This is a genomic window from Altererythrobacter sp. B11, from assembly GCF_003569745.1.
Lineage (GTDB): Bacteria > Pseudomonadota > Alphaproteobacteria > Sphingomonadales > Sphingomonadaceae > Croceibacterium_C.
On the sequence record NZ_AP018498.1, the window covers coordinates 2805683 to 2822691 of the forward strand.

16 protein-coding genes are annotated in these 17009 nt (G+C 60.6%); 8 read left to right on the top strand and 8 right to left on the bottom strand.

Going from position 1 to position 17009, the window contains the following annotated elements; genetic code table 11:
- Positions 1-33: 33 nt before the first annotated feature.
- On the bottom strand, positions 34-300 hold the full coding sequence (locus tag AEB_RS13310; protein WP_119084634.1) for a metal-sensitive transcriptional regulator: 267 nt from the start codon (positions 298-300) through the stop codon (positions 34-36).
- 190 nt (positions 301-490) lie between these two features.
- Between AEB_RS13310 and AEB_RS13315 the strand changes: the two genes are divergently transcribed.
- From AEB_RS13315 to AEB_RS13325, 3 genes are read left to right on the top strand one after another with little or no spacing between them, the layout of a single operon-like run.
- Positions 491-775, top strand: coding sequence for a hypothetical protein (locus tag AEB_RS13315; RefSeq protein WP_119083584.1), 285 nt, complete (start codon positions 491-493; stop codon positions 773-775).
- The gene (locus AEB_RS13320) at positions 768-3131 is read left to right on the top strand and encodes a heavy metal translocating P-type ATPase (protein WP_119083585.1); all 2364 of its coding nucleotides are present in this window, start codon (positions 768-770) and stop codon (positions 3129-3131) included. Before AEB_RS13315 ends, AEB_RS13320 begins: the two co-directional genes overlap by 8 nt.
- A gap of 4 nt (positions 3132-3135) precedes the next feature.
- Positions 3136-3867, top strand: a complete 732-nt coding sequence (locus AEB_RS13325; RefSeq protein ID WP_119083586.1) for a hypothetical protein — start codon at positions 3136-3138, stop codon at positions 3865-3867.
- A 45-nt stretch (positions 3868-3912) separates the two neighbouring features.
- Here AEB_RS13325 and AEB_RS13330 read toward each other — a convergent pair whose 3' ends face one another.
- The 4 genes from AEB_RS13330 to AEB_RS13345 all read right to left on the bottom strand — a co-directional run bounded on the left by AEB_RS13330 (position 3913) and on the right by AEB_RS13345 (position 8012).
- Positions 3913-4821: a fructose bisphosphate aldolase gene (locus AEB_RS13330; protein ID WP_119083587.1), complete on the bottom strand. Its 909-nt coding sequence runs from the start codon at positions 4819-4821 to the stop codon at positions 3913-3915.
- Positions 4822-4981: 160 nt separating this feature from the next.
- Positions 4982-5725 carry a Bax inhibitor-1/YccA family protein gene (locus AEB_RS13335; RefSeq protein WP_119083588.1) on the bottom strand — a complete coding sequence of 248 codons (744 nt, stop codon included), beginning with the start codon at positions 5723-5725 and terminating at the stop codon, positions 4982-4984.
- A gap of 201 nt (positions 5726-5926) precedes the next feature.
- Positions 5927-6394: a hypothetical protein gene (locus AEB_RS13340; protein ID WP_119083589.1), complete on the bottom strand. Its 468-nt coding sequence runs from the start codon at positions 6392-6394 to the stop codon at positions 5927-5929.
- A 1198-nt stretch (positions 6395-7592) separates the two neighbouring features.
- Positions 7593-8012 (bottom strand): DUF2147 domain-containing protein, encoded by a 420-nt coding sequence (locus tag AEB_RS13345; protein WP_119083590.1) that lies wholly within the window; start codon positions 8010-8012, stop codon positions 7593-7595.
- Between the two features lie 348 nt (positions 8013-8360).
- Between AEB_RS13345 and AEB_RS13350 the strand changes: the two genes are divergently transcribed.
- The 3 genes from AEB_RS13350 to AEB_RS13360 are packed head-to-tail and all read left to right on the top strand — an operon-like array spanning position 8361 to position 9568.
- Complete coding sequence (locus tag AEB_RS13350) at positions 8361-8636, top strand: DUF2933 domain-containing protein (protein ID WP_231958719.1); 276 nt, start codon at positions 8361-8363, stop codon at positions 8634-8636.
- Positions 8637-8653: 17 nt separating this feature from the next.
- On the top strand, positions 8654-9343 hold the full coding sequence (locus AEB_RS13355) for a methyltransferase family protein (protein WP_119083592.1): 690 nt from the start codon (positions 8654-8656) through the stop codon (positions 9341-9343).
- A 42-nt stretch (positions 9344-9385) separates the two neighbouring features.
- On the top strand, positions 9386-9568 hold the full coding sequence (locus tag AEB_RS13360; protein ID WP_231958721.1) for a hypothetical protein: 183 nt from the start codon (positions 9386-9388) through the stop codon (positions 9566-9568).
- Positions 9569-9644: 76 nt separating this feature from the next.
- On the opposite strand, the gene eno is transcribed toward AEB_RS13360, so the two are convergent.
- Positions 9645-10922 (bottom strand): phosphopyruvate hydratase, encoded by a 1278-nt coding sequence (gene eno / locus AEB_RS13365; RefSeq protein WP_119083593.1) that lies wholly within the window; start codon positions 10920-10922, stop codon positions 9645-9647.
- 530 nt (positions 10923-11452) lie between these two features.
- Here eno and ppsA point away from each other — a divergent pair.
- Both ppsA and AEB_RS13375 read left to right on the top strand, forming a co-directional pair.
- On the top strand, positions 11453-13879 hold the full coding sequence (gene ppsA, locus AEB_RS13370; protein ID WP_119083594.1) for a phosphoenolpyruvate synthase: 2427 nt from the start codon (positions 11453-11455) through the stop codon (positions 13877-13879).
- Complete coding sequence (locus AEB_RS13375) at positions 13876-14883, top strand: hydroxyacid dehydrogenase (RefSeq protein ID WP_119083595.1); 1008 nt, start codon at positions 13876-13878, stop codon at positions 14881-14883. Before ppsA ends, AEB_RS13375 begins: the two co-directional genes overlap by 4 nt.
- Before the next feature lie 309 nt (positions 14884-15192).
- Here AEB_RS13375 and AEB_RS13380 read toward each other — a convergent pair whose 3' ends face one another.
- Both AEB_RS13380 and AEB_RS13385 read right to left on the bottom strand, forming a co-directional pair.
- Positions 15193-15906 carry a CBS domain-containing protein gene (locus AEB_RS13380; RefSeq protein WP_197714440.1) on the bottom strand — a complete coding sequence of 238 codons (714 nt, stop codon included), beginning with the start codon at positions 15904-15906 and terminating at the stop codon, positions 15193-15195.
- The gene (locus tag AEB_RS13385; protein WP_231958723.1) at positions 15903-17006 is read right to left on the bottom strand and encodes a type II glyceraldehyde-3-phosphate dehydrogenase; all 1104 of its coding nucleotides are present in this window, start codon (positions 17004-17006) and stop codon (positions 15903-15905) included. Before AEB_RS13385 ends, AEB_RS13380 begins: the two co-directional genes overlap by 4 nt.
- Positions 17007-17009 lie beyond the last annotated feature (3 nt).

Here is a 17009-nt window from a genome sequence, read left to right on the forward strand (position 1 = left end):
AGCAGGGCGCTGTGACAACAGGCATTTTGCCCCTCAGCGACCCGCCTTTCCAAAAAGCTCTGCGAGTTCGGCGAACTTCGCGCGCTGCGCTTCCTTGTCGCCGCTCTCGATCGCTTCCTGGACACAGTCATGGGCATGAATGCCGAGAACCCTGGCTCTCGTTGCCCGCAATGCGGCTTCCATCGCAGCGATTTGATGCAGGATATCGACGCAGTACCGCTCATCTTCCAACATGCGGATCACACCCCTCGCCTGGCCTTCGACCCGCCGCAGACGAGCGATTTCCTTGGTGAACTTCATCTCTCGATCCCTCGTCGCCTCAGGGCATATCATACCAAATGCACCGCTCTTCCTTACCCTACCGGGGTAACGTTTACAAATGCCCGCCTGTCGGCTAACGGAGAATGGTGTCGAAGCACTAGCCTGTCCATCGGAGCGGGACAAACCGCGAAGCGCGCCGAATTTGCCGGTCAGAAGCAAGGAGCCGATCATGACGCAATTGCCCATTCCCCGCGCGATCCTCGTCTGGGGCACGGCTTTCAGCCTGTTCCTGATGATCAGTCTTATTGCCTGTATCCTTTACGGTTTGGCCCTTCCTTCCGGATTCGAAATGCACCGCGCCTGGTCGCCCTGGCTCCCCGGGTTTGAATGGCTGACACTCGGCGGTGTTCTCGCGGGTCTGTTTTGGTCCTTGATCTACGGTTTTTGGGCAGCGGCCCTCCTCGTCCCCCTGCACCGCCTCGCAAGGCGCTGGTTCGGAGTTGCAAATGACTGATCACAAGACCTGCTGCGACCCTGCCAGCGGCGCGCTGCCGACCGAAGGCGTAGCGATTGATCCGGTTTGCGGCATGAGCGTGACGATCGCCGGAGCCGAGCACAGCGCCGAGCACGACGGCGCGCGCCACTACTTCTGCTCCGCGCACTGCCAGCAGAAATTCGCAACCGATCCCGAAATGTATCTGAGCGGAACGCATCTGCAGGCGGTCGAGGACCTGCCCGAGGGCACGATTTACACCTGTCCGATGCACCCGGAAATCCGGCAGCAAGGACCAGGCTCGTGCCCGATTTGCGGCATGGCGCTCGAACCGGAAACCTTCAGCCTCGATGACGGCCCCGATCCGGAGCTCATCGACATGAGCCGGCGCTTCTGGATAAGTCTGGCCTTCACTATCCCGTTGTTCGTCTACGCGATGGGCGACCTGATTCCGGGGCAGCCGTTTTCACAGCTTGTCGAACCGGCCTTGGCGCAATGGATACAGCTGACGCTGGCCACACCTGTCGTGCTCTGGGGCGCTTGGCCATTCTTTACGCGCGGTCTGCAATCGGTCCGGACGATGAACCTCAACATGTTCACGCTGATCGGGCTCGGCGTCGCCATCGCCTACGCGTTCAGCGTCGTGGGAACGATTGCGCCGCACATCTTCCCGCCCGGTTTTCACGATGCCGATGGGCGGGTGGCGGTCTATTTCGAAGCCGCGGCGGTCATCGCCACGCTTGTCCTGCTCGGGCAGGTGCTCGAACTCAAGGCGCGCGGCGCAACATCGAGCGCGCTGCGCGCGCTGCTCGAACTCGCTCCGCCGACCGCGCTAAAACTCCTGCCCGACGGTTCGGAGCGCGAGGTTGCTCTCGATCAGGTGGCTACGGGCGATCGCCTGCGCGTCCGCCCCGGCGACAAGATCGCCGTCGACGGCCGTATTCTTGAAGGCTCGAGCAGCGTCGATGAATCGATGATCAGCGGCGAGCCGCTACCGGTGAAAAAGTCGGTCGGCGACGAGGTGACGGGGGGTACGGTCAACCAGACCGGCGGCTTTGTCATGTCTGCGGAACGCGTGGGCAAGGACACGATGCTGTCAAAGATCGTGCAGATGGTGGCCGAGGCGCAGCGCAGCCGCGCGCCGATCCAGCGTCTGGCCGATCTTGTCGCGGGCTGGTTCGTGCCCGTCGTAATCGGCATCGCCGTACTCACCTTCGCTGCCTGGTCGGTCTGGGGGCCGGAACCGGCGTTCGCGTATGGCCTGGTCAATGCCGTAGCCGTACTCATCATTGCCTGCCCCTGCGCCCTGGGCCTCGCCACGCCGATGTCGATCATGACCGGGACCGGCAAGGGTGCGCAAAACGGTATCCTGGTGAAAAATGCCGAGGCGCTCGAGACCTTCGAGAAGGTCGACACTATCGTCGTCGACAAGACCGGGACGCTGACCGAAGGCCGACCGGAGCTGGTCATGGTCGAACCTGCACAGGGCATCGATGAATCGGAGATGCTGCGCCTGGTGGGTGCCGCCGAAATCGGCAGTGAGCACCCGCTCGCCGAGGCGATCGTCAAAGGCGCTCGCACTCGCGGCCACAAGTTCGAGGCGGCGAGCGATTTTTCCTCCGTGACGGGCGAAGGTATCGAGGCACGCGTTGGCAAGCGACACGTCGCGATCGGCAACGCAAAGATGATGCACCGGGTCGGTGCCTATGACGCGATCATGGCCGACGCCGCCGAAACCGCGCGCGCGAAGGGGCGGACGGTGATGTTCGTCGCCATCGACGGCAAGCCGGCCGGGCTGATTGGCGTCGCCGATCCGATCAAGCCGACGAGCGCGCGCGCCATCGGCCGTCTCCACGCAGCCGGTATTCGGGTGGTCATGCTGACCGGCGACAGCGAGGCAACCGCACGCGCCGTGGCAAACGAAGTGGGGATCGACGAGGTTCATGCCGATGTCTCGCCTGCGGACAAGAACCGCATCGTTGGTGAATTGAAGGCGGCAGGCAAGACTGTCGCAATGGCGGGCGACGGGATCAACGATGCGCCTGCGCTCGCCGCGGCCGATGTTGGCGTGGCGATGGGAACCGGCACCGATGTCGCGATCGAAAGCGCCGGTATGACCCTTGTGCGCGGCGATCTCGAAGGTCTGGCCCAAGCGCACCGGCTCTCGAGTGCAACCATGCGCAACATCCGCCAGAATCTGTTCTTCGCCTTTGCCTACAACTCGCTCGGCGTGCCGATCGCCGCTGGCGTTCTGTTCCCCTGGTTTGGCATATTGCTGAGCCCGATGATTGCGGCAGCCGCGATGAGCCTCTCGTCGGTATCGGTTATCGGCAATGCTCTGAGACTGCGGACGCTCGATCTCAGAAGCGAGCCATGACAGTGTGAATAAGCTCTGGCGCCCTGTCCGTCGGCTGATCCGCTGGAAGTTGGGCCAGTCGGCGCGCAAGGTGCTCGAAACGAGAACTCTCAAGCGGGTGGATGGCGCGTGGCTGCGGTGGTTGCCGGATGAGATTGATCTGTTGCTCGCGAACCTGGAGCCACAGGCGAACGAACTGCGCGCCTTGTCCGATCTTGGTCAACTTCCGAGCGCAGGCAATCGTCTCATGGTGGAGCTAGCCATCTACACCGCCGCGGCCTATCGGGCATTGCTCGAAGCAGGGCTCTCCAGAGAATCGTCGCGCAGCGTGGTCGCCGACATCGGGTGGGACGTCTACGCGCTTCTTCTGCGGCTGAGTTCGCTCCCTCTCCGTCTGGTCACGCGAGATCCCGGCAAGCGGCTACGCGGCACGATCGGACTGCTGCTGCGCTTTCCGTTCAACGCGCCTGGCGCACCGGGTTACGCGGTGGAGGTGCGCCGGGAGGGCGACGACCTCATCACCCACTTTACCCACTGTCCGCCGCAGACCCTTATACGGACCCTCATTGCGGAAACGGGCGACTGCGGCGACCTAGAAGCTTTTTACGAAAGCTGGTGCCGGTACGACTGGCCCGGCGCCGACATCATCGCGAATGACGGCGGCCGAGGCCATTATGAGCGGCGACAGACGCTCTCCCGCGGCGACCCGGTCTGCGATATGTGCTGGAAGGCGCAAGCCAGGTCGAACGGAACGTAAGCGGGAACAGGCGAATGCAGCCCCCGCTGGCAGCTCTCGAAAAACTCATACCGGGTTGATGGCCGTCTTCACGGTCGACGCGCGGTAAATCCGCTCAATGGCTTCGGCGAGCACCCGATCGAATTCCTCGTCATCCATCCCGGCGCGCAGATCCTGCAGAAGCGCCCGGCTGAAGCTTGCCACAAGCGCATGATTTTTCGCCAGCTCATCACAAGCCTCTTCCTGCGAATACCCGCCTGAAAGCGCCAACACCCGCGCACAGCTGGGATGTCCCACAAGCGGCGCAAATAGGTCTGGCGCTGCTGGCATGGAAAGCTTGAGCATTACCCGGCGGCCAATTGGCTGTCTATCGAGTGCTTTCGTCAGCGCGCCAAGAAGTATAGTGTCGCATTCGGCGCGCGACTTGCTTTTCAGGTTCACCTCCGGCTCGACGATTGGCATCAGGCCCTTGTCCAGAATGCGATTTGCGATGTCGAATTGTTGATCGACAATAGCGCCAATGGCTCCGGTGGACGCCTCGTTGATCAGCGAACGCATTTTCGTACCAAAAACGCCCTTGGCCTTTGCGCGGACAAGCAAGGTCTCGAGAGCCGGAATCGGCTTCATGAGCCGAACCCCATCCTTTTCGTCTTCCAGACCCCGATCGATCTTGACGAAGGGCACGATGCCACGCTGCCGGAGCAAGTCCGGCACGGGTGTGCCGTCCACCTCGCCATCCATCGTTTTCTCGAACAGGATCGCACCCAGGATCTTGCGGCCATCGAACGACGGAGCGGTAATGAGCCGGCTCCGCATCTTATGGATGAGGGCGAACATCTTCTCTTCACCGGAATAATCGTGAGCGCTGATGCCATAGTTTGCCAGCGCAGTCGGCGTCGAACCGCCTGACTGGTCGAGCGCAGCAACGAAGCCCGCACCGCCAATGATTTGTGCCATCAGTACCGGGTCGTGCATGCACTGCCTCCGTTCATCCGGGCGTCGATTGCCTTTTTGCGTGTCACTTCCGTCCGCGGGAGATTTCACGCCTTGCACCTCCGGCTAAATGTGCCGTGCTCGCCGACACCAGGACCTCGGACCAGAATACCGCGCGCGTTGGAGCTGCCAGCGGGTATGGTCATCGGCGGTCACCCATGAAGCGGAGCAGAAACAGGAACAGGTTGATGAAATCGAGATACAGCGTCAGTGCACCCATTACGATCGCCTTGCCGCGGAAGTCGCTGCCCCTAACCTCAGAATAGATATTCCTGATCTTTTGGGTGTCATAGGCCGTGAGCCCGGCAAACAGCAGAACTCCAATGCCGCTCACGATCATGTCCATCACCGAGGATTTCAGGAACATGTTGACGAGCATGGCGATGATCAGGCCGAACACCCCCATGATCAGGAACGATCCCCACGCGGACAAATCGCGCTTGGTCGTATAGCCCCACAAGCTCAACGCGGCAAAGGCCGATGCCGCCACGAAAAAGGTTCGGGCGATGCTGACTCCAGTGTAAGCAAGGAAAATAGTAGCGAGCGACACGCCCATGAGTGCCGCGTAGCTCCAGAACATGGCCTTGACCGCCGTCTCGGAAAACCGATTGATGCCAAAGCTCAGGGCAAGCACTAGCGCCAGGGGCGCGAATACAGCGACCCATCCCAATCCTGTCGGCGCTCCGGTTGCAGCAAAGAACAGTGCGCGTACACTGTCCGTGCTGGCCACGAATAGCGCGACCAAGCCGGTGAGCAGCAATCCGCTGGCCATATAATTGTAGACGCCGAGCATATAGGATCGCAGCCCCGAATCGTAGATTTGCGCGGGCGCCCCCGCGTGGGACCGTAAAGCGTGCTGATCTAGAGTTTTGAGTGGGTCTGCCATTGTGAAGTCCTCCTGCGCCGGACCGCTGACGGTGCCGGATTTCTGCCGCCGCCGTCTGAAGACGTTTGAGCCTCCGGTGAATTACAGTTTGCTGTCGTTATGCAGACCCGCTTTAGACGACAAGAGCGCCATGGAAGAGGAAGACCTCCGTCGTCGCTTGAACGCACCTGTCCAGCGGGCTCGGTTGCGGCGCGATACGCTTCAGTCATGGGTATAGGTGAAATGCACCGTCACAGGCGGCTTGCGATGCATCGCGTGCGGAGCCTGCTTCGATTGCGACGGTAGCATGTGCGGCGGGCGGTCCACGACAATTCCGATCCGGTAATTGATGCCTCGGGCAAAGGTTGTGTACCCGCCGAAAGTCAGCGCGCCCGCGACAGTCATCGGTTGCAGGCGAACCGATCGTTGTATTCCGCCAGGTTCGAGGATATGCGCGGTGACATTCGCGTCCCTGATTCTGGTCCCTGAAGCCTTTTCAAAGACAGCGGCCGTGATGTGCATGCTGTGAGAGCTTGCCGGCGTGCCGCCATGCATCTCCGCCTCGGGATGGCCGGTTGGATGACCCTTCACCACTGCCGCCGGCACCACGCCTAGATACACCGTGAGACCACCCGCGCTCTGAGAACCATCGATTACACCCGCATTGGCTGTGACCGGAGCGAAGAGCATTCCTGCTAGGCCCACCGCAGCAAGCGCTTGGCGCCAGAACGATCTGTATCTCATAGTGAAGGCATCTTCCTCTTTTTAAGTCCGGGCAAGGGGCAGGACTGCATCTCGTTCTCTGATCACTTGGACACTGTCATGTGCTGTTTGCCCCAATAGGAGGCAACTACGCCAACAAAGACGCGCCGAAATTGAAATCTTACAGAGCCATGGAATGAAGGAAGGTTCCCAGACCTCCAATCGCCTTTACCCAGGCCAAATCGGCGTATGGGGAGAATGCCGGTGATCTCCCGGGCCCGTGCGCAGTTGCCCGCCGTGACACGATCCGGACCAAGCAATGATGCATGTCAGGCGTTCGGGCTCAGCACCGGAAGGTCGGGGACGACCGACATGCTCGATTCGACCATGGCAGGCCTCTTGAGACCACGCAGGCCAAGAGATCAGATTCCAAGTGTAAGAATCGCGGATTGAAGAACGTCAAAAACAACAAGGACAGTCGCTGCGGCAGCCCCAAGCGCGCCGCAGTTGACCAAAAACGACTTTGCAAGCGGAGATTCTCAGATGCCGTCCAGCTCGGAACAAGCCGAAAGCCACTCGCACAAATCGGTTTGCTGCCGCGACAACCCACGATCCGGTCGAGAGCAAGGCAAGGTACCGCGAGCAGCGCCGACCGAAGCCAAGCTGTCGGGAGATGCCCCTCGCTGTTGCTGCGCGCATCCCTGATTTCGATCGTTCCTGCGCGCGATAATGGCAACAAACAGCAGCGCGCAGGCGCCGTTCGAGGGGCGGAGCCCTCCCCCTGCCCATTCTCCGCCCGTCGAACCTTGCAGAATTGTCGGCCGTCGGGACGCCAAGGTCAGCTGGCAAGTACATCTGGCACGACGCCATGAGCACTGCAGCGCGATTGGCGAACGTTGGCGTGGTCGTCTCGGTTCGCAGCAGTGTCGTGGATGGTCGCTTTGAGGATCAATTGGCCCGCTAAAGTAATAAGTGACCGACACATCAGCCATATAGGAGTCATATGGCGTACCTATCGGTCACCAATCACAATGCACGGAGAGAAGGCGGCGACGATCCCTTAATCGTGACGCAGGGAATCAGCCTGCCTCTTCACTTTCCTACTCCGCAATGCAAACGGCAGAGGTCAAAGGGACGATCGTGTTCAACGTGCTTTCTGCGGTTGCAACGCTCCCGGCAACACACATCAGTTTGAAACCCGCGTCCATTTCTGGTTCTTGCACCCCACATGCCCAAACATACATCCATGAACCTGGAGGGTGTCGGCACTGATCGGTTTCAATTCCCCGCCGACCGTTCTGTCGAGATCGGGAACCAGACCTTTCCCGCGCCATTTGTTCCGGCCGTACCGATAGAACTCGCGAAAAAGATTGATGCCTATGAGCACGTCGGTTCCGGCTTTCGCTGCGTCGGCCTTCGCTTTCTCGTTTGCATAAACAACGACGCCGCAAAGCTTCGTGCCGCATTCCTCGATTCGGACACGAACACTTCCGGACGGGTTAGCCCAAACACCCATGATAGCCTCATTTGGCGCTCCGGTTTGCCGAGCATGTGCCGCATTCGATGCAAAGATGAGGGCCGCGCCCATGATGACCAGACGAATCATAGCTTCTCTTTCTTGCGCCAAAAGAGGACCGAGCGCACCAGGTCTGATGAACGGACGTCATCTGCCGGGTCATACTCCCAGTTTGGCGAAGACCTTGATCGCCTCCTGACACGCAGCTTCTCAAGCCAAAATGGAGCGTGCTCGTGGTAACTTTTAGCGGTCCCCCATCACGGTGCTCGATGAGGGTCAAGTGCTGTTCTGCCGAGCGACTGTAATTTGGGGAGCCGCCGCGCGTCCATGATGCTGAGTGCGGCCTCCTTTCTTTGATGGCGACCGTCCTTAGGCCGAAAGTGGGAGCAAGATATGAGGCAAGGTCACAAGCACGCGTCCGACAGACGGGGATGGCGGATGCCGATCGTCTTCCTCGGTTTTGCAGCGATAGCGGGGTATTTCCTGCTTGCCGAGCATAGGGTTCACGCGCTCAGCATACTTCCTTGGGCCTTGCTCTTGCTGGCCTGCCCGCTGCTCCACATGTTTATGCACGGTGGACACGGTGGACACGGAGGTCATGGCGGCCAAGGCGGTGATGATGATGATCAGCGCACCAGCAACAACGGCGCGAGTCCGGTCCGCGATCGCCACAGCGGACACAAGGTCGCCGATTCCAGCGCCCGTCGCCGATAGCTCCGGAGAAACCTGTCATGCATAGCGACGCATCCGCCGCCTATGGACTTTGGGGTCTGGTGATCCTCAACTCCGCGATCTTCATTTTCTTCGCGTTCAGCTTCTTCAAACCGCAAACCAAGCGCGATTGGCGATCATTCAGCGCTTTCAGTGCTTTTCTCGTCGCACTTTTTGCGGAGATGTACGGCTTCCCGCTGACCATCTACCTGCTCTCGGGCTGGCTCCAGAGCAACTATCCGCAGGTGGACTGGTTCTCGCATGACGCCGGCCATCTGCTCGAGGAGTTGTTCGGATGGCAAGCCAACCCTCACTTCGGCCCCTTTCATATCCTGAGCTTCATCCTGATCGGCGGTGGCTTCTGGATGATATCGAGCGGCTGGGCACGGCTTTACCGGGCCCAGAAGCAAGAGAAGCTCGCAACTGAAGGTATCTATTCCTACGTCCGGCATCCGCAATATGACGGCTTCATCCTCGTCATGCTCGGCTTCCTGTTCCAATGGCCGACTGTCCTGACGCTGGCGATGTTCCCGGTCCTGGTTGTCATGTATGTGCGTCTCGCCCGGAGCGAGGAGCGCGAGGCGCTCGCCGCTTTCGGCCAGGATTATCGAGCCTACATGGCGCGCGTCCCGGGTTTTATTCCCAAGCTGTCGCGCTCGCGGTCAGGTGATCCAAATCTGCCCAAAAGCCGACCGCGCCGCCCATTCTAAAACGGCCCAGGACGAAGCCCTAGTAGAGATTGTCAGATCGATATGAGCAAGAACAAGCAGGACAGATCTGCGCCCGGCTACGCCGAGAAGCTCCATGCGCTTGAGATCGGGCCCAGCGCGTTGCAACGCCAGGTGATCGCCGGTGGTCGCAAGCTGCTGATCATTCTGGAAGGGCGCGATGCAGCGCAAAGGACGGCACGATCAAGCGCATCGTCAAGCATCTGAGTCCTCGCCCCAAGGCGATCGAGCTTCGCGGGCATCATCAGGGCGCAGCAATGGCGATGCAGTCGCCTGGCGGCGCTCATGCGACAAATGGCGATGAGAAGATGGCTTCGCCGCCGAGTTGGTGTTCGATTTCCAGCAAGCGATTGTACTTGGCGAGACGTTCACCTCGACACGGCGCTCCGCCCTTGAACTGACCACCGGTCATCGCGACGGCAAAATCTGCGATGAAGTCGTCTTCTGTCTCGCCGGAGCGATGGGAGAATTTGTAGCGCAGTCCAGCTCGCCGACACAGTTCGATCGCCGCCACCGTTTCGGTCACCGTGCCGATCTGGTTGGGCTTGATCAAAACAGCGTTCGTGGCTTTGTCATCAATGCCCCGCTGGATGAAGCGCGAATTGGTGACATACAGGTCATCGCCGACGATCTGGATGCGGTCTCCCATCGCCAGGGTCTGCTTTACAAAGGCGGGCCAGTCCTGTTCGCCGAAACCATCCTCGATCGACACGATCGGAAATGCGGCAATCCAGTCAGTGTAGACGGCCAGAAGTTCGTCACTGGTCATATGCGCTCCGCCAAGCCCGGGCAGAACATAACCGCCGTCCTCGACGAAGGAGGTCGCTGCGGGATCCAGCGCGATGGCAATTTGACGGCCTGGTTCATAGCCTGCCACCTCAATTGCGCGGACGATCAGCTCGAGCGCTTGACGCTCGTCTTTCAGATGGGGCGCGAACCCGCCTTCATCACCAACCCCCACACCCAGGCCTTTCTCTTCCAGAAGCCCCCTCAGGACATGATAGGTTTCCGAACCATAGCGCAGCGCTTCGCCGTATGTCGGGGCACCATGCGGTACGATCATGAATTCCTGCATCTGGAGCCCATTGGCGGCATGCTTGCCGCCATTGATGATGTTCATCATGGGGACCGGGAGACGCCGGGCGGTGGAACCCCCGAGGTACTGGTAGAGCGGTAATCCCATCGCCTGAGCAGCAGCGCGAGCGACGGCCAGCGAAACGCAGAGAACGGCGTTCGCGCCGAGCCGCGCCTTGTTCTCGGTTCCGTCGAGTTCACACATAAACCGGTCAATTTCCGGCTGCCGGACAACATCCAGACCGATGAGGGCGCCCGCGATTTCGCGTTCGACATTTGCGACCGCCTTCAGGACCCCGCGACCGGCATACCGCGCCGCATCGCCGTCGCGAAGTTCGTGGGCCTCGAACTGGCCAGTCGATGCTCCCGAGGGCACCGACGCGCTTGCGGCGATACCGCCCTCCAGACGGACTGTCACCTTGACCGTGGGCCAACCGCGCGAATCAAGAATCTCCTGCGCCGACAGAGCAGCAATGGTTCGCCTCATTCGATGTCTCCTCGTCCAGCAAACAACTTTCAATGGCCGGGCTTTCGGCCAACTCACGCTTTGTCCTGCGATCTTTCAAACGTCCGGCAACGGCACGGCCCCAGCACATTCCGAACGTCGTCCGCCGATCGACCCGCGTCCGAATTGCGACACCGTCTTCGTCACGTCTCTCGTCACTGCTCGTATCTGCAGCAGGCACGCGCATTGGCGCGTCATCAAAGAGACGTCGCAGCGGGCCGATCCTTACCAGAACGCCCTCCCAAATCGCTTGCGAGCGCACCGATCTCCGCGTCTGAAATGACGAGTCTGGCAGCAGCATGGAAATCCGTTGGCCGGTTTGCCGGGGGTCCCGCATCATGCGGTACTGTAAGGTCGGGTGCTTCCCTGCGTCCTTTCCGGGACACACTGATAGTCTGTCACTGGCCGGCGCGGCCGCAAGAGTGATCATTGGTTCGCTGTCGCAAATCACGTCGCGGCAGATAGTCGGCAATAGGGTTTATATCAGGCGTGAGTGCACAAGGAGCGCAGCGATGACGGAAAAACGCATAGCCTGGTTTGAGTCCTTGAACGTGGGCGACGTTCCCATCGTCGGCGGCAAGAACGCCTCGCTTGGTGAGATGGTCCGCACACTCGAGGAGAAGGGCGTGCGTGTGCCGGGCGGCTTCGCGACGACCGCCGCGGCCTTTCGCGAATATGTGGCTGCCAACCAAATCGAGCCGGAGCTGCGCGCCAGCATTGCGGCATTGCAGAGTGAAAACGCCTCGTTGCATGAAACGGGCGAAACGATCCGCCGGCTATTTCTCGACGGAGAATTCCCGGAGGCGATCGCCGCAGAAATCCGGGACGCCTATCGCGAGCTTTCCCGTCGCAGCGGCCAGGACGAGATCAGTGTTGCTGTGCGCTCGAGTGCGACTGCTGAAGACTTGCCCCAGGCGAGCTTTGCCGGTCAGCAGGAAACCTTTCTCAATGTGCGCGGTGAGCGCGCGCTGCTCGACGCCTGCCGGCGGTGCTACGCCTCGCTGTTTACCGACCGGGCGATCAGCTACCGCGAAACCCAGGGGTTCGATCATCTGGAAGTCGCGCTGTCGATCGGCATCCAGCGGATGGTACGCTCCGACCTGGCAGGTTCGGGAGTCATGTTTTCGATCGATACGGAAACCGGATTTCCCGGCGTCGCCGTGATCAGCGCCGCATGGGGTCTCGGCGAAACCGTCGTGCAGGGCGCGGTCGATCCCGACAAATATCTCGTCTTCAAGCCCTTGCTCGACGACCGGCGCTACACCCCGATCATCGAGAAGACGCTCGGCGCCAAAGAGACCAAGATGATCTACGCGACCGGCGGGAGCGAGCGCACGACGACGGTTGCAACCACCCAGAAGGAGCGCCAGGCCTTCGTTCTCAGCGAAACGGAAATTCTGGAGCTCGGCCGCTGGGCCGCAACGATCGAGGACCACTACGGCCGGCCGATGGACATGGAATGGGCCAAGGACGGAGAGACCGGCGAACTCTACATGGTTCAGGCGCGGCCCGAGACGGTGCAGTCGTCCCGGCAAACCGGCCAAATCAAGAGCTACCGTCTGAAGACGAAGGGAAAGCCGATCATCACCGGCTCGGCGATCGGCGAAGCGATTGCCTCGGGTCAAGTCTGTGCCATTCGCAGCGCCGCCGACATCGACACCTTTCGCGACGGTGCCATTCTCGTGACCGGCATGACGGACCCCGACTGGGTCCCGATCATGAAGAAGGCCGCCGGCATTATCACCGATCATGGCGGCACGACCAGCCACGCCGCCATCGTCAGCCGCGAACTGGGAGTGCCCGCCATCGTCGGCACGGGCCACGGCACCGAACTGCTGCTTGACGGGCAGGACATCACGCTTTCCTGCGCTGAAGGTGATCGCGGCGTAGTCTACGAAGGCATCCTGGAATTCGAGTCATCGCAGGTGGATGTTTCCGATCTGCCAGAAACCCGAACCGCGATGATGGTGAATATCGCCAGCCCTGCCGCCGCATTCCGCTGGTGGCGCCTGCCTGCGCGCGGGGTCGGCCTTGCGCGGATGGAGTTCATCATCAACAATCTGATCAAGATCCATCCGATGGCGCTGATCCATCCCGACCGCGTGACCGATCCAGCGGCGCGGCGAGAGATCCGCCAGCGCACGCGCGGCTACGATGACCCAGTGGACTTCTTCGTCGAGACGCTCGCGCTGGGAATTGCCAAGCTCGCAGCACCCTACCACCCGCACCCCGTGATCGTTCGCTTGAGCGACTTCAAATCCAATGAATATGCCCACCTCCTCGGCGGCAGCGTTTTCGAACCGGACGAGGAAAATCCGATGCTCGGATGGCGCGGTGCTTCGCGCTACTACGACGCGCGCTATCGCGAGGGTTTTGCGCTGGAATGCCGTGCGCTGAAGACGGTTCGCGAAAGGATCGGTCTGGAGAACGTGATCGTCATGGTGCCATTCTGCCGCACGCTCGAGGAGGCTGATCGCGTGCTTGCCGTGATGAAAGAGAACGGACTCGAGCGCGGCCGGGACGGCCTCGAGGTCTACATGATGTGCGAGATTCCCGCCAACGTCTTCCTTGCCGAAGAGTTCGCGCAGCGCTTCGACGGCTTTTCGATTGGTTCCAACGACCTCACGCAGCTCGTGCTCGGGGTTGATCGGGATTCGGGCGATCTCGCCCCCCTGTTCGATGAGCGCAATGAAGCGGTAAAGCGTGCGATTCGCGCAGCGATCGTCCAGGCGCACGCCGCGGGCATCAAGATCGGGATCTGCGGCCAGGCCCCCAGCAACTATCCCGAATACGCCGCGTTTCTGGTTGAAGAAGGCATCAATTCGATCTCGCTCAACCCGGACAGCTTCGTCTCTACGCTTCGCAACGTTGCCCAAGTCGAGCAGAGTCTGAAGGCCGCGCCGGCGCGAACAACCTCCGAGCCGGACACTTCTCGATGAAGGTCGTCGTGTTCGAGACGGAAGAGTGGGAACACCAGGCCTGTCTGAGGCTTGAACCCGAGCATGAGGTCGAATGCACCCGCGAGCGCCTCGACCCACAAACGGCCGCGCCCTACGCTTCCGCAGAAATTGTAAGCACCTTCGTGAACTCGCAGCTCGGTGCCGACGTGCTGGTTCAGTTCCCGCGTCTAAAGCTGATCGCAACCCGGTCTACCGGATACGATCATGTCGATTTGGACTGGTGCAAGGCGCACGGCGTCGCGGTGGCGAACGTACCCGATTATGGCGATTCGACCGTGGCGGAGCATGCCTTCGCCCTGCTCCTGGCCGTCGCCCGCAATCTGGTCGAGGCGGTGGAGCGCACACGCCGCGGTGACTTCTCGCAAGCCGGGCTGCGCGGTTTCGAACTGCGCGGCAAGACGCTCGGCGTCATCGGAACCGGACGAATAGGCCGCCGCGCGATCGAGATCGCTGGCGGATTCGGCATGGATGTTGTGGCCTACGATCTCTATCCGGATGAAGACGCGGCAACACAATTCGGGTTTCGCTATGCCGATTTAGATGAAGTTCTCGCAGATGCGGATGTAATCACGCTCCACGTACCGGCAACGCCGGGAACCGCGAGTCTACTTTCCGACCGTGAATTCGACCTGATGAAGTCCGGCGCACTCCTGATCAACACTGCGCGGGGCAACGTTGTCGATGTGCCTGCGCTGGTACGAGCTCTGGCGGACGGCAAGGTTCGGGCGGCGGGACTTGACGTTTTGCCACAGGAGCCTGTGGTGCGCGAGGAGGCGCAGATTTTTCGGGGAGCGTCGAGCGATGGCTACGACCTCAAGGCGCTCGTCGCCAATCACGTCTTGCTGCGGTTCCCGAACGTGATTGTGACGCCCCATAATGCCTATAATACGCAAAGCGCCGTTCGGCGGATCATCGAAACCACCGTGGAGAATATCGAGGCATTCGGGCGCGGCGAGCCGCGTAATCTGGTTGGGGAACGGTAAAGTTCACACCTTCTCCAGTGCACAGAACCAGCAGCCAAGTCCGCTACGGGCCTTTACCGCGCCCCCTGATCGGCGCCCGGATGGTTTCGGGCCGGCGAACACCGCCGTCGGAACATCAAACTTTTGCTCGCTTTGATCATGCTCCGGGTCGTAGCGATCACGGCACGACGCTTATGGCGGCACCAGGCTCAGGTATCCCTGATCAACCCCCTGCGATGGTGCGCGCTAAGGGCATCCGGCATGAACCGCTGCCCCAATGGAGCGATCCACCATTTTTGCCCTTGCCCGCGTCGTGTTCAGACAGAGCCTTCAGGCGACCCAGCCATAAGCCCCCCAGGCATAGGGAGGCATTGTTTCGACGCTCAGTTCCAGACCCTTTACGCCCGGGACATTCTCGGCTGCGACCCGGAGCGCGTCCACTTGATCCTGCGAATCCACAAGGCCCCAGATACGCACGATCCCGTCTGCGACAATCACGCTGATACCGTAGGACGGGGCCCAATCCGCTTGCTCGAGTTCCTTGAGAAGCTGTTCGCGGATTGTCTCGTCTGCGACTGACACGGGGGGAGACGCCATGTCTTTGCCCGCGGCCAGACCGCGTATAAGATCGGCGCGACTGACAATGCCGACTACTTTGTCCTCGCGCATGACCGGAACACGCTTGATCCTTTGGGTTTCGAGCAGGTGTGCCACTTCGCTGCTCAGGGAATCCTCCGTGACGGTAACTACTTCGGGCGTCATCACGTCTGCGGCGGAGCGCCCGCGTGCCTTCACATAATCCGCCGCGCTTGCCCCCTTTTTGGAGAAATGTCTCAACCACCAGGAACCGTGCGGATGGCTACCGTCCTCGGTCCTGCGCAGCAGGTCCCCTTCGCTAACAATACCCCTGAGCTCGCCGCTGGCATCGATCACCGGCACGGCACTGATATGCCGCTCAAGAAGGAGCCGGGCAACCTCCGGGATCGGTGTCTCAGGCGTAACCGAAACGACCGAGGGTGTCATAATGTGTTTCATCTTCATCATTGATGTCCCAGAGCTTTGGCGATGGTACCGATGCCGAGCGCGGTATTGGTCCTGGCAATGGATTCATTCGGATCACGAATTTGCCCGACCAGAGCCCTTATTGCGTCGATCGTTTCAGGAATGACGATCGCCTGGTTATCGACCATGTAACCGTAGAAGAGTTCATCCCCTTCCACCTTCAGCATGTCCGACCACAGGGCTACTTCGTAGAGGTTGTCGTGAGGCCGGCCGAGATCGGCCATCAACTCCTTCACGGTGTTGATGGCCGTCAGTCCATCTGCCATGCGGATGAGTGCGATGCGGCTTGACGAACGAAAGGCCTCGAGGACCTCTTCCTTTTCCGCCGGGCGGGTCAGTTGCACCGCCCAGTAGTGCAGGTGCGCCAGGGTTTCGGGTACCTTTACCGCCATAGTGACGACATCGAGCTCGGAATCGACACTCTTTGCATCAGGCCCCTGATGGCTAGGAATTTCGGGTTCGGGAACCAACGTATTCATGATTCCGCCGAGATGACTCTCCCACGGGTCGGTGGCGCGGCGCAGCAACGTACCCCGGGCCCGGCGGAGCAGGCCGGCATTTTTCAGCGCGCTCAACGTCCGGACAATCGAGGTCGTGTTGCAGGAAACAACGCGGGTGCTCTCCCGATCGAGCGCGCCCACGTAACTCGACTCGGCCACGAACGAATGCCCGGTGACCGTATGCTTCTCGCCGCCCTGAACGATGAATTTGATACCCACCTGCCGGTAGATTTCGACATTCTTGGCCGCTACGTGCTTCGGCGTGCAATCGACGACCAGGTCGGCTGCTGCGAGCAGATCCTCAAGCGTTCCGCTCACATTGAGTCCGGCTTCACGCATGAGGTCGGCCTGTTCTTTCGCCGCACCAAATAGCCGATAGCCCTTTTGCGTCACCATGCGTGAGCGCCAGTCGGCGTTGATGTCGGAAACCCCTGCGAGTTCCATATCGTCCTGCCGGGCAACCGCGTCGGCCACCCGTTTGCCGATGACACCATAACCGTTGACGGCTACGCGGATCTTTCGATTTCCATTCACGTCATTCTCCTCAGGTTGATTGATTCTCGCTGGCTGTCCATCGGTCAATCC